This window comes from Bradyrhizobium sp. SZCCHNR1093, from assembly GCF_032381175.1.
GTDB lineage: Bacteria > Pseudomonadota > Alphaproteobacteria > Rhizobiales > Xanthobacteraceae > Bradyrhizobium.
Map to the genome: position 1 here is coordinate 37722 of NZ_JAUHJJ010000003.1, position 12770 is coordinate 50491.

A 12770-nucleotide genomic window follows, 5' to 3' on the forward strand; every position below is an offset into this window, starting at 1 on the left:
AAGCGGTCATGAACGCGCCGGTCAGCGGAGATGGCACCAAGGAGTGCAAGGAGGCCAGCGCAGCCGTGGGCGCGGCGCAGCAGGCTCTGCTGGAGGCGCTGCCGTTCGGCGACACCGCCGATTTCGATGATGCCGCCCGCGGCTTTCTCGGCACGATCGATCAGGCCAAGGTGGCGACGGCGCAGGGGCGCACCGTCTGGAGCCTCGCGCCTTACGGCTTCCTCGACGCGGAGCAGGCGCCGCCGACCGTCAATCCCAGTCTGTGGCGGCAGGCAAAGCTCAACATGCATCACGGCCTGTTCGAGGTCGTGCCCGGCGTGTACCAGGTGCGTGGGCTCGACATAGCCAACATGACGCTGATCGAGGGGGACACCGGCGTGATCGTGGTCGACACGCTGACCTCGATCGAGGGCGCGCAGGCTGCATTGGAACTGTACTACCAGCACCGCGGCGTCAGGCCGGTCACGGCGGTGATGTTCACGCATACCCACACCGATCATTGGGGCGGCGCGCGCGGCGTGGTCGACGACGATGCCCTGACCAGCGGCCGCGTGCCGCTGATCGCGCCGAACCTGTTCATCGAGCATGCGGTCTCCGAGAACATCATCGCCGGTCCTGCGATGCTGCGCCGGGCGCAATATCAGTTCGGGCCGCTGCTCGCGAAGGGTCCGAAGGGCCATGTCGATTGTGGGCTCGGCAAGACCATGGCGGCGGGGGCCGTTGCGCTGTTGCGGCCGACCGACCTGATCATGGCAACCGGTGACACCAGGACCATCGACGGTCTCACCTTCGAATTCCAGATGGCGCCGAACAGCGAGGCGCCGGCGGAGATGCATTTCTTCGTGCCGCGCTATCGCCTGTTGAACCTCGCGGAGAACTGCACGCACAACTTCCACAACCTGCTGCCGTTTCGCGGCGCCGACGTGCGCGACGCGCTGGCGTGGTCGAAATATCTCGGCGAGGCGCTGCAACTGTGGGGCGGCAAGGCGGAGGTGATGTGCGGCCAGCATCATTGGCCGATATGGGGCGCGAGCCGTGTCGACGGCATGATCCGCGAGCAGCGCGACCTCTACAAGTTTGCCCACGACCAGACGGTGCGGCTGATGAATCATGGCCTGACCGCAAGCGAGATCGCCGAGCAGATCAGGCTGCCCCGGAGCCTCGAAGGGGCATGGCATGCGCGCGGCTATTACGGCCACATCCGCCACAACGTGAAGGCGATCTACCAGAAATATCTCGGCTGGTATGATGCCAATCCGGTCAATCTCGATCCGCTGCCGCCGGTCGAGGCCGGCCGGAAATACGTCTCCTATATGGGCGGGGCCGAGGCGCTGCTGGCGCGGGCGAGCGCGGACTTTGCCAACGGCGAATTCCGCTTCGTCGCGCAGGCCGTGGGTCATCTCGTCTTCGCCGAGCCGGACAATGCCGAGGCGCGCGCGCTGCTGGCCGACACGCTGGAGCAGCTCGGCTATGCCGCCGAGAGTGCGACCTGGCGCAATGCCTATCTGTTCGGCGCGCAGGAGCTGCGCCAGGGTATGCCGGAGGTTCCGGCCCGGCCCGGCCTGCCGCGCGAGACGCTGGCGGCGCTGCGCACCGAGCAGCTATGGGACGTGCTCGGGGTCAGGCTGAACGGGCCCAAGGCGGAGGGCAAGCACATCGTGCTGAACTGGACGTTCACCGACACCGGCGAGCGCTTCGTGCTCACCTTGCAGAATTGTGCGCTGACCTATGCGGTCGGCGTGCAGGCGTCGACCGCCGATGCGGGGTTCACGCTGGCGCGTTCGACGCTTGATGCGGTCATTGCCAAGGCCACGAGCTTTCCGGAAGCGGTCGCCGCCGGAAAGATCAGCTTCGCGGGCAATCCGATGCGGCTGGCCGAGCTGATGTCGCTGATGGATGAGTTCCCGCGCATGTTCGAGATCGTCGAGCCGAAGCGAGGCGCCGTGACCTGAGTTGAGGCGGAGGCCGGGCTGCCGACTTGCCCGGCCTCCTCGTGCTATTCGGCGCTGCTGACCAGCCGGATGCGCGGCTTCGCGATGTCGATCAGGCTGCGATACGCGGCGAGATAATCGAGCGCCATGCGGCGCGCGGTGAAGCGGCGCTCGAACTGCTCGCGCACGCGGGCGCGGCTCAGGTCGGGCAGGCGATTGACGGCCGCGACCGCGCTGAGCTCGTCCTCGACGATGAAGCCGGTCACGCCGTCGTCGATCACTTCTGGAACCGAGCCGCGGTTGTAGGCGATCACGGGCGTGCCGCAGGCCATCGATTCGATCATCACGAGGCCGAACGGCTCCGGCCAATCGATCGGCAACAGCAGTCCGAGCGCGCCAGACAGGAACTCCGGCTTCTCACGATCGCCGATCTCGCCAATGAACTCGACGAGCGGATTGTCGTGGATCAAGGGACGGATCGTCTGCTCGTAATAGTCTTGGTCAGCGCGATCGACCTTGGCCGCGATCTTCAGCGGAATCCCGCAGCGCATGGCGATCTTGATGGCACGGTCGACACCCTTTTCCGGGGCGATGCGTCCGAGCACGGCGAGATAGCTCGGCGTCACCGGCTTGGGCATCAGGAGCGTTGCGGGCAGTCCATGCAGCACGGTGCGCACCCAGTTCGCATTCGGCACTGGCCGGCGCTGTGAGTCCGAGATCGAGACGACGGGAACATCCTTGAAGACCGAGAACACCGGCTGGTGCTCCGGAAGATCGAGCCTGCCGTGCAAGGTGGTCAGGAACGGTGTGGGTTGCCGGTGGAACAGGGAGAACGGGTAGTAGTCGAGGTGGAAGTGCAGAATGTCGAACTGTTCGTCGTCGCATTGCTGCCGGACGTTTTCGAGCATCACCATGTGCAGCGCGTTCGGATCCCTCACCGATCCGTCGAGGCGCAGAGCTTTCGGCCATGTCGGAGAGAGCTTCGCCGAGGTCTGAGAATCGCCGCTGGCGAATAGGGTGACGTCGTGTCCGAGGGCAACGAGCTCTTCGGTCAACCAATGAACGACCCGCTCAGTGCCGCCGTAGAGCTTCGGAGGCACGGCCTCCGTCAATGGAGCTATTTGCGCAATGCGCATCTCGTCGTCTCCTGTTCGTGACCGATCATGGATGAATCCCCAATGGCGCCGGCACTGCCACAGCGGGAACGTTGTCGCATGTGCGAAGTTCCATTCACGCGATCACTCTTTCTTCGACACAACGTGTTCCGCGCCGTCTTATTGATGCCATCCCCGCTCTCCAACGCTGCCCGCCGCGGCATCACCGGAGGGCAGGGTTGCGCTGCGAAGGCGCACGGAACCGGAGAAATGGTTCATCGTTCATCTGGCCCCATCAGGTGTCGCCACGACCTCGCTCATCAAGGGGAAGACCATGGATCAGCTTTCAGGCTACGCGCACCGACCCTTTCCCTTCGTGATGCGCTATCTGCGCAAGCGTCCCACCGCCCATCTCGTTATCCTGATGGCCGTCATCGGTGCGGTTGCCTGTTCGGTAGGCACGCAATATGGCGTGAAATCCCTCGTCGACAGCCTCTCCGCCGGGCCTGCGGGGGGCGGCAACGTCTGGGCCGCGTTCGTGCTGCTGATGGCGCTGATCGCGACCGACAACATTCTGTGGCGCGTCGCCAGCTGGATCGCGAGCTTCACCTTCGTCCGTGTCACCGGAGATCTCCGGCGCGACATCTTCCGTCATCTCACCGGGCATTCGCCGAGCTATTTCGGCGACCGTTTGCCCGGCATGTTGTCGAGCCGCATCACGGCGACGTCGAACGCCGTGTTCACCGTCGAGAACATGTTCGTCTGGAACGTCTTGCCGCCATGCCTCGCCACCGTCGCGGCGATCTGTCTGATCGGAACCGTGAGCGGCCCGATGGCCATCGGCCTGCTGCTGATCGCGGCGATGATGGTGGCGGCGATGTTCCGTCTGGCGGCAGCCGGCAAGCCGCTGCATGACGATTTCGCCGACAAGGCGGCCATGGTCGACGGCGAGATGGTCGACGTGATCTCGAACATGCCGCTGGTGCGCGCGTTCTGCGGCCTGCGCCACGAGCATGACCGATTCGATGCGACGGTCGACAGGGAGCTGGAGGCGCGCGGGCGCAGTCTTCGCTACCTCGAGAAGCTGCGCATTCTGCACGCGACGGTCACGATCGTGCTGACGGTCGCGCTGATGGCTTGGGCGATCTCGCTGTGGCAGCGGGGCGGGGCGACGACGGGCGACGTCGTGCTGGTCTGCACGCTCGGCCTCTGCATTCTCAACGCGACGCGCGATCTGGCGGTGGCGCTGGTCGACGTCACCCAGCACGTGGCGCGCATGAGCGAGGCGATCGCGACCCTGCTGCAGCCGCACGAGCTGCGCGATCACCCCGAGGCCGAGCCGCTGGTCAAGAGCGGTGCGGCCATCGCCTTCGACAACATCACCTTCCACTATCCAGGCGGCCACAAGCTGTTCGACAATTTCACGCTGCGCCTGCAGCCGGGCCAGCGCGTGGGCCTGGTCGGACAGTCCGGCGGCGGCAAGTCGAGCCTGTTCACGCTGCTGCAACGGTTCTATGATCCGCAAGCCGGGCACATCAGGATCGATGGTCAGGACATCGCCAAGGTCACCCAGCAGAGCCTGCGTGAGGCGATCTCGGTGGTTCCGCAGGACATCTCGCTGTTCCATCGCTCCATTCTGGAGAACATTCGCTACGGACGTCCGAGTGCGACCGACGACGAGGTGTTGCGGGCGGCGATCGCGGCGCGCTGCGACTTCGTCGAGACACTGCCGGAAGGACTGCAGACGATGGTCGGGGATCGCGGCGTCAAGCTGTCGGGCGGGCAGCGCCAGCGCATCGCGATCGCGCGGGCGTTCCTCAAGGACGCGCCGATCCTGCTGCTCGACGAAGCCACGGCTGCGCTCGACAGCGAGTCCGAGGAGGCCATCCGCGAGGCGTTGAGTCGGCTGATGCGCGGCCGCACCGTCATCGCGATCGCGCATCGGCTCGCGACCTTGCGGAATTTTGACCGCGTGGTGGTGCTGAAATCGGGCAGGATCATCGAGGACGGCGCACCCGACCGGCTGATGCAGGACGAGGGCCCGTATCGGGATCTCGTGACCCAGGAGATGAACCGGCTCGCCAAGTTCGCCGCCTGATCGTAGCGTCGGGTCGCGTCGAGAACGTGCACTCTCGGTTGTCTGGGCACTTCAACATCGCATGAGGCCAACATGTCCGCCGAAGTCGCAAGCACACTGTCGTCGATCACCCAGACGGACGAGCCCGCGGAGCAGCCGTTCTATATTCCCATGACGGGGCCGGCGTCCCGGCCGCGGCGCTCGCTCAAGCACGACGATACGTTCATCGTCCTCGACGGCCACGGCGACATCGGCGCCTCGGCCGGCGGACCGGACGGTCTCTTCAACGCTGATACGCGCTATCTCGCGCGGCTCGAATTGACGTTGGACGACGTTCAGCCCCTGCTGCTCGGCTCGAGCCTGCGCGACGACAACTCCGCGCTGACCGTCGATCTCACCAATCCCGACATCTACAGCCAGGGCCGCCTGGTGCTGCCGAAGGATATGCTGCACATCGTGCGCACGATCTTTCTGTGGCATGGCACGGCCTATCAGCGCATCGGGCTGCAGAACCATGGCGATCGCCAGGCCAGCTTCGATCTCAAGCTGACATTCGACAATGATTTTGCCGACCTTTTCGAGGTGCGAGGCACCGTGCGGCCGCGGCGCGGCATCAGCGCGAGCCGGCTGGTGGACCCGTCCGAGGTCGTCCTGCGCTATCGCGGCCTGGACAACGTCCTGCGCACCACCGACGTGAGCTTCGATCCGCGTCCGACGCATCTCACCGTCAATGCCGCAACCTATCATTTCGATCTTGCCCCGCAGGAATCGGCCTCGCTGTTCGTGGCCGTGATGTGCAACGCCAAGGCCGGCGAGCGGCCCCGGCGCTTCTTCCGCAGCCTGCTCGCCCATCGCCGCGAGATGCGCCGATGCACCGTAGGCGCCGCCAGCATCGAGACCTCCAACGACATCCTCAACGAGGTGCTGTGCCAGGCAGCGGCCGATCTGAACATCCTGATGACGGATACGCCGGAGGGGCGTTATCCCTATGCCGGCATTCCCTGGTATTCGACGACATTCGGTCGCGACGGGCTGATCACCGCGCTGCAGATGCTGTGGGTCGATCCGCGCATTGCCCGCGGCGTCCTGCGCCGGCTCGCCGTGCATCAGGCGCGCACGACCGATCCGCTGTCCGATGCCGAGCCCGGCAAGATCCTGCACGAGATGCGCGGCGGCGAGATGGCGGCGCTGCGTGAGGTGCCGTTCGGCTGCTATTATGGCAGCGTCGATTCCACGCCGCTGTTCGTGCTGCTCGCCGGCCTCTATATCGAGCGCACCGGCGACATCGACACCCTGAGGGAGCTATGGCCGGCGATCGAGCTGGCGTTGCGCTGGATCGACGGCCCCGGCGATCCCGATCGCGATGGCTTCGTGGAATATCAGCGCGCCTCCGAGCAGGGTCTCGCCAACCAGGGCTGGAAGGACTCCTACGACGCGGTGTTCCATGCCGATGGACGTCTCGCGGAAGGTTACATCGCGCTTGCGGAGGTGCAGGGCTATGTCTTTGCCGGCAAGCAGCTGGCGGCGCGTTGCGCCCGTCGGCTCGGCAAGGCCGAGATGGCGGACCGGCTCCAGGCCGAGGCCGCTGATCTCGCGGAACGGTTCGAGGACGCCTTCTGGTGCGAGGATCTGAACACCTATGCGCTCGCGCTCGACGGCCACAAGCAGCCCTGCCGCGTCCGGACGTCCAACGCCGGGCAGCTGCTGTTCAGCGGCATGGTGCGCGAGGATCGCGCCCGCAAGCTTGCCGCCGAACTGCTGCGGCCGCATTTCTTCTCGGGCTGGGGCATCCGCACCGTCGCCTGCGGCGAGCCGCGCTACAATCCGATGTCCTATCACGACGGATCGATCTGGCCGCACGACAATGCGCTGATCGCGCTCGGCCTGTCGCGCTATGGCCTGAAGCATGCGGTCGAGCAGGTGTTCGGCGGCCTGTTCGAAGCAGCGTCCTACATGGATCTGCGCCGGCTGCCGGAGCTGTTCTGCGGCTTCCGGCGCGAGAAGCATCGGGGCCCGACGCTCTATCCGGTGGCCTGCGCGCCGCAGGCCTGGGCCAGCGCAACCCCATTCACCTTGCTCGAAGCGGCGCTCGGGCTCGAGTTCGACGCCGCGCGCGGCGAGATCCGCCTGCGCAATCCGCGGCTGCCGGCGTTCCTGGACTGGGTGGTGCTGCGCGATCTCAGGCTCGGCAACTCGACGATCGACCTGCGGATTCGCCGCCATGGCGAGGACATCTCCATGGAGGTGCTGCGGCGGCGCGGTCAGATCCAGGTCTCGCTGGTGCTGGCGCAATGATGACGCTGAAACGCGCCCTCCGCCGAGCTGCTCGCAGCTGCCTCCTCATGCTGCCGCTGCTGATCGGTCTGCATGCGACTCATGGGCATGCGCAGCAGCCGTCGCCGACACCGCCTGCCAAGGATGCGGCGGCGCCCGCGAAAGAGCCGGCACCACCCCCTTCGGTCACGATCCTCGGCGCGCGCGATGCGCATGGCGTGCTCGGTCGCGACGTGCGCAGCTCGACCGGCGAGGACATGGGCCACATCGTCGACGTCATCGTCGATCTCACCGGCACGGTGCGCGCCGCGGTGATCGATTTCGGCGGCTTCCTCGGCGTCGGCAGCCGCAAGATCGTGGTCGACTGGACCGCGCTCGATTTCAAGCACATCGCCGAGAAGAGCGACCAGGTCACGCTCGACCTCACCAAGGAGCAGGTGAAGGCCGCGCCCGAATACAAGGAGGACAAGCCCGTCGTGGTGCTCGGCGCGTCCGGCAAGCTGTCTCCCTGGGATTTCGATCATTGAGTTGATGCGTGAGATTGCCGGTCCGGCCTGCGCGTGCAGCGGAACACGGTGGGGATGTTCTGTCCCGTCAGCCTCATGAGTTGAGATGAGTTGAGATGTGAGAGCCATGCCGATTGCACGGCCGTCGAGATCGCCTGACCGGGAGTCCGAGCCTGACGGCGCGGCAGAGGCGGGCGCGCGTCCGGATACCGGGGAGGATCATGGCCAGACTTCAAGACCAGCGCCGTCGCGGCAGAGCCTGCGCGGGCTGGACTGGTTCATCTTCTTCCTGGCCGACGTGCAGACCGGCTTCGGTCCCTTCATCGCGGTCTATCTGACGACGCAGAAATGGACGCAGGCGCAGATCGGCCTGGTGCTGTCGATCGGCGGCATCGTCGGGCTGATCGGGCAGATGCCGGGCGGCGCGATCATCGATGCGGCCAGATCCGAGCGCCGCGTCGCCGGCCTTGCCATCGCGGCCATCGGCGGCTGCGCGCTGGCCTATGCGGCTTGGCCGATCTTTCCCGTGGTCGCGGCTGCCGCAACGTTGCATGCGGCGGCGAGCTGCGTGCTGGGACCCGCGATCGCGGCGATCAGCCTCGGCCTGGTCGGGCCGCGCGGCATGGCGGAGCGGCTCGGCCGCAATGCGCGGTTCGCGTCGCTCGGCAATGGCGTGGCCGCGGCCGTGATGGGCACCTGCGGCTATCTGCTGTCCAGCCGCGCCGTGTTCCTGGTCACCTTCATTCTCGCCTTTCCGACGCTGATCGCGTTGTCGCGAGTCCGCGAGCGCGAGATCGACGTCGCGCGGGCGCACGGCCGGGCCGATCACGAGGACAAGGAGGTCGCGCGGCTGTCGAATCTGCTCGGCCTGTTGCGTCAGCGCGCGCTGCTCGTCTTCGCGCTCGGCGTGTTCCTGCTGCAACTCGCCAATGCGGCGATGCTGCCGCTGATGGCCGGCGTGGTGACGACGAAATCGAGCGAATGGGCGCCGATGCTGATCGCGTTCTGCATCGTGGTGCCGCAGGCGATCGTGGCGCTGACCTCGCCCTCGGTCGGCGCGGTGGCGCAGCAATGGGGCCGCAGGCCGCTGCTGATGCTGGGGTTTGCCGCGCTCGCGATGCGCGGCGCGCTGTTCGCGGTCGTGCACGATCCCTACGTGCTGGTGGCGGTGCAGATCTTCGACAGCGTCACCGCGGCCGTCTTCGCCGTGATGATTCCACTCACGGTGGCCGACGTCGCCTTCGGCAGCGGGCACTTCAATCTGGCGCAGGGAATTGTCGGGACGGCGTCCGGGATCGGCGGATCGCTGTCCACCGTCGTCGCCGGCTTCGCCAGCGACCGCTACGGCAGCGCCACCGCCTTCATGGGTCTGTCGGGCGTGGCACTGACAGGTCTTCTTCTGATCGCGCTGCTGATGCCCGAGACTGGGCACCGCCGGCGCAGGGCGTGAACGGGCAGGGCGCCTCAGGCGTCCATGCTGCGCAGGCGCTGGCGGTTGCGCAGCACGATCTGGCGGGCACCGGAGAAGCCGAGAACGCCCTGGCTGTGCAACTGCGACAGCGCGCGCGACACGGTCTCCAGGGTCAGGCCGAGATAGTCGCCGATATCGCGGCGGCACATCGGCAGCGCCATCATGCCGGCGACGGCGAGGCGGCGGTCCATCTCGAGCAGGAAGGTGGCGACGCGCTCCATCGCGGTCTTGCGGCCCAGCAGCAGCATGTGGTCCTCGGCATGGCGGAGATCGCCGGCCGTCATGGTCCAGAGCTTGCGGGCGACCGTGACGTCGACGCCTGCGGCCTGTTCGAGGCTGCGGCGTTTCACCAGGCGCACGGTGGTGTCGATGATGGCTTCGGCGGCGAGACGGTGCATGGAGCCGAATTCGAGGCCGAAAACGTCCCCTGGAAGATGGAAGGCGCCGATCTGGCGGCGGCCGTCGGAGAGCAGCTTGTAGCTGCGAACCGCGCCGGAGATCACCTGGTAGACGTACTCGGCCGGCTCATCCTCGCCATAGATCTCCTCGTCCTTCTTGTACGAGAACTCGCTGGCGATCAGCCCGGTGTGGCCGGTGATCTCGGCAAAGGGATTGGCCGCAGGAGAGGGGACGGTGTGGGGAACGTTGGTGCTGACGACCGAATTGATAATCGACTGATTGAGCATGACCATCTCCTTGCGGCGGATGGCGATGTGGTACACGGCGGCTCCCGTTAAGGACATTTCGCGCGATATCTTAAGGGGGGCCCCTTACGTAGATATACGTAGGCCGGCCGGGTCAGGAGACGCGCTGTGCGGTACCCGAATGGTCGTTGGCGATCGCTTTGCGGATCCGCTTCACCAGATTGTCGTCGAGCAGCGGCTTGAGCAGGAAATCCTGGATCCCGACGGCCGCCGCGCGCGCCGCAAGCCTGTCATCGTAGTGGCCGGTGATCAGCACCACCGGAGCGGTGGCGCCCTGCTTGCGCAACCGTTCGGCGAGCTCGACCCCGTTGATCTCCGGCATCTTGTAGTCGACCACGAAGCAGTCGACGGGCGCGTGGTCGGAGGCCTTGAGCAGCGCGGTGCCGCTGCGAAACGTGCGCACGTCGAAGCCGTCGGCCTCCAGCAGGAAGCGCAGCGAGCCGAGGACGTCAGCATCGTCGTCGGCTACGTAGACCGTAAGTTTTGTGTGAGCCGACATCGCACGTGCCGCGAGAATGTGATGTTGAACCGAGGCACAACATAACACTCGATTCTGTCAAGGTATCTTGATCTAGCTCAATCCTTCAGCGCGCCTGCGCGCATCGCCAGACGCACCAGCTCGGAGAGGCTGTTCGCTCCCATCTTGGTCATCACGTTGGCCCTGTAGACCTCGATGGTGCGCGGACTGATGTCGTATTCGCGCGCGATCAGCTTGTTGGAGAGCCCGGCCATCAGTCCATCCATCACCTGTCGCTCCCGGGGGCTCAGGCTGGCGACGCGTGCCAGGACATCCTGCGTGACCGATTCGTTCTTCGCGGCCGGCTCGGCCTGCTGGATCGCCGTTTCGATCATGGCAACCAATCGCTCGTCCTCGAACGGCTTCTCCAGAAAATCGACCGCGCCGAGCTTCATCGCCTCGACCGCGAGCGGCACGTCGCCATGGCCGGTCATCACCAGGATCGGAAAGCTGCTGCCGGCGGCCTTCATTTGCTTGAGCAGCTCGATGCCGTCGATGCCGGGCATCCGCACGTCCGAGACGACGCAGCCGAAAGGGAGCGTCGGCAGTCGGCCGAGGAAGACCTCCGCGTTCTCGAACAGCGTGACGTCGAAGCCTGATGAATCGAGCAGGAAGTTGAGCGAATCCCGCATCGCCTCGTCGTCGTCGATCACATAGACCTTGGCCCGTTCAGCCATCGTGCTCAACCCTGGTCGAGGCCGCCGGCAGGGTGAAGCGGAACGTCGCTCCGCCCGCCTCGTTGTTCTCGGCCCACATGCGCCCCCCGTGGGCCTCGATGATGGACCGGCTGATCGAGAGGCCGACTCCCATTCCAGTGTCCTTGGTGGTGAAGAAGGTCTTGAAGAGGTTGGGCATGACGTCGTCGTGGAATCCCGTTCCGGTATCGGAGACCGAGACCTCGATCAAGTCGTCGCCGAGTCTGCGATTTGTCGCACTGAGCTCGCGGCGTCCGGAATGAGACATCGCCTCGAGCGCATTGCGGAACAGATTGACCAGGACCTGCTGGATCTGGACCCGGTCGGCCAGCACGAGGTCGGCCTCCGGATTGAGCTGGAAGCGCAACTGGACGTTCTGCTCGCGGGCTCCGGAAAGGCCGAGCGCGCCGGCTTCCTCGATCAGTTTCGACAGGCTCTCGACCCGCTTCTCCGATTCGCCGCGCGAGACGAAGTCGCGCAGACGGCGGATGATCTGGCCGGCGCGAATCGCCTGCTCGGCGGCGCGGTCCATCGCGCTCTCGATCTTGGGCGTGTTCGGATCGCCGCTGCCGGCCAGCAGCCGGCGCGAGCCTTTCATGTAATTGCTGATCGCGGCGAGCGGCTGGTTCAGCTCATGCGCCAGCGCCGAGGCCATCTCGCCCATGGCGCTGAGGCGCGACACGTGGACCAGCTCCGACTGCAATTCGCGCAGCCGCGCCTGGGTCTGCTGATGCTCGGTGAGATCATGGGCGAAGCCGGTGAAATAGGGCTTGCCGCCGGACTGCATCTCGCCGATCGACAGATGCATCGGGAATGTCGTGCCGTCGCGGCGGCGGCCGGTCACGATACGGCCGATGCCGATGATACGGCGCTCGCGGCTGGCGTGGTAGCGGGTGAGGTAGCCGGCATGGCGGGAGCGGTCCGGCTCGGGCATCAATTCACTGACGTCGAGGCCGACCGCCTCCGCCTCGGTGAGGCCGAACATGCGCTCCGCCGCGGAGCTGAAGAACTGGATCGTACCGCTGCCGTCGATCACGATCATCGCGTCCGGCACGGTGTCCAGGATCGAGCGGAAATGCTGCTCGCGCAGCCGCAGCGTCTCCTCCAGCCGCTTCTCCTGGTCGATGTCGAGGGCGATGCCGCGCAGACGGTGCGGTGTGCCGGCCTCGTCGGGGACCACGCCGGCAAGCACGCGAATCCAGTGGCCGCTGCCGGACATCTTGAACGACATGTCGAACCCGGTGCTCTGACGGCGCGAATCCTCGATCGCCGCCTCAACCGGCGCGCGATCCTCGGGCGCCAGCAGCGCCAGGAAGGAGCCGTAGGTCACCGGCTCGTCGGCTGCCACGCCGAACAGCTTCCGCGTCGTCACCGACCAGTAGAACTCGCCCGAGGCCAGATCGAGATCCCACGCGCCGAAGCCCAGCGTCCGAGCGTCGTCGGGTCTGGCGGATGCATCCGGGAAGGGTTGGGTGAAGCCGCGCAATTCGAAGCCTTTGAT

At 66.1% G+C, this 12770-nt stretch carries 10 protein-coding genes; 5 read left to right on the top strand and 5 right to left on the bottom strand.

What is annotated here, in order from left to right:
* The first annotated feature begins 8 nt into the window (after window positions 1-8).
* Window positions 9-1952, top strand: coding sequence for an alkyl/aryl-sulfatase (locus tag QX070_RS11295; RefSeq protein WP_315737138.1), 1944 nt, complete (start codon window positions 9-11; stop codon window positions 1950-1952).
* A 44-nt stretch (window positions 1953-1996) separates the two neighbouring features.
* Here the strand turns inward: QX070_RS11295 and QX070_RS11300 are convergent, their stop codons facing one another.
* A complete protein-coding gene (locus QX070_RS11300; RefSeq protein WP_315737139.1) occupies window positions 1997-3067 on the bottom strand; it encodes a glycosyltransferase family 4 protein in 1071 nt (356 codons plus the stop codon).
* A gap of 292 nt (window positions 3068-3359) precedes the next feature.
* Between QX070_RS11300 and QX070_RS11305 the strand changes: the two genes are divergently transcribed.
* The 4 genes from QX070_RS11305 (at window position 3360) to QX070_RS11320 (ending at window position 9332) form a co-directional block, all read left to right on the top strand.
* Window positions 3360-5123 (top strand): ABC transporter ATP-binding protein, encoded by a 1764-nt coding sequence (locus QX070_RS11305; protein ID WP_315737140.1) that lies wholly within the window; start codon window positions 3360-3362, stop codon window positions 5121-5123.
* 72 nt (window positions 5124-5195) lie between these two features.
* A complete protein-coding gene (locus QX070_RS11310; protein ID WP_315737141.1) occupies window positions 5196-7397 on the top strand; it encodes an amylo-alpha-1,6-glucosidase in 2202 nt (733 codons plus the stop codon).
* Window positions 7398-7444: 47 nt separating this feature from the next.
* Entirely contained in the window at window positions 7445-7903 is a 459-nt protein-coding gene (locus QX070_RS11315) for a PRC-barrel domain-containing protein (protein WP_315737142.1), read from the top strand.
* Between the two features lie 106 nt (window positions 7904-8009).
* Window positions 8010-9332 (top strand): MFS transporter, encoded by a 1323-nt coding sequence (locus QX070_RS11320; RefSeq protein ID WP_315737143.1) that lies wholly within the window; start codon window positions 8010-8012, stop codon window positions 9330-9332.
* A gap of 14 nt (window positions 9333-9346) precedes the next feature.
* Here the strand turns inward: QX070_RS11320 and QX070_RS11325 are convergent, their stop codons facing one another.
* From QX070_RS11325 to fixL, 4 genes are all read right to left on the bottom strand, one after another.
* Complete coding sequence (locus QX070_RS11325; protein ID WP_315737706.1) at window positions 9347-10039, bottom strand: helix-turn-helix domain-containing protein; 693 nt, start codon at window positions 10037-10039, stop codon at window positions 9347-9349.
* Between the two features lie 112 nt (window positions 10040-10151).
* On the bottom strand, window positions 10152-10556 hold the full coding sequence (locus QX070_RS11330; RefSeq protein ID WP_315737144.1) for a response regulator: 405 nt from the start codon (window positions 10554-10556) through the stop codon (window positions 10152-10154).
* 77 nt (window positions 10557-10633) lie between these two features.
* Window positions 10634-11251 carry a response regulator FixJ gene (gene fixJ / locus QX070_RS11335; protein WP_315737145.1) on the bottom strand — a complete coding sequence of 206 codons (618 nt, stop codon included), beginning with the start codon at window positions 11249-11251 and terminating at the stop codon, window positions 10634-10636.
* Entirely contained in the window at window positions 11244-12755 is a 1512-nt protein-coding gene (gene fixL / locus QX070_RS11340; RefSeq protein ID WP_409999162.1) for a sensor protein FixL, read from the bottom strand. Before fixL ends, fixJ begins: the two co-directional genes overlap by 8 nt.
* Window positions 12756-12770: the final 15 nt, after the last annotated feature.

Bases quoted from the DNA above. Each gene is read 5' to 3' on its own strand.
- QX070_RS11305 (WP_315737140.1), top strand. From the start codon at position 3,360: ATGGATCAGCTTTCAGGCTACGCGCACCGACCCTTTCCCTTCGTGATG.
- QX070_RS11295 (WP_315737138.1), top strand. From the start codon at position 9: ATGAACGCGCCGGTCAGCGGAGATGGCACCAAGGAGTGCAAGGAGGCC.
- QX070_RS11325 (WP_315737706.1), bottom strand. From the start codon at position 10,039: ATGCTCAATCAGTCGATTATCAATTCGGTCGTCAGCACCAACGTTCCC.
- QX070_RS11330 (WP_315737144.1), bottom strand. From the start codon at position 10,556: ATGTCGGCTCACACAAAACTTACGGTCTACGTAGCCGACGACGATGCT.
- QX070_RS11310 (WP_315737141.1), top strand. From the start codon at position 5,196: ATGTCCGCCGAAGTCGCAAGCACACTGTCGTCGATCACCCAGACGGAC.
- QX070_RS11300 (WP_315737139.1), bottom strand. From the start codon at position 3,067: ATGCGCATTGCGCAAATAGCTCCATTGACGGAGGCCGTGCCTCCGAAG.
- QX070_RS11320 (WP_315737143.1), top strand. From the start codon at position 8,010: ATGCCGATTGCACGGCCGTCGAGATCGCCTGACCGGGAGTCCGAGCCT.
- QX070_RS11315 (WP_315737142.1), top strand. From the start codon at position 7,445: ATGCTGCCGCTGCTGATCGGTCTGCATGCGACTCATGGGCATGCGCAG.
- fixJ (WP_315737145.1), bottom strand. From the start codon at position 11,251: ATGGCTGAACGGGCCAAGGTCTATGTGATCGACGACGACGAGGCGATG.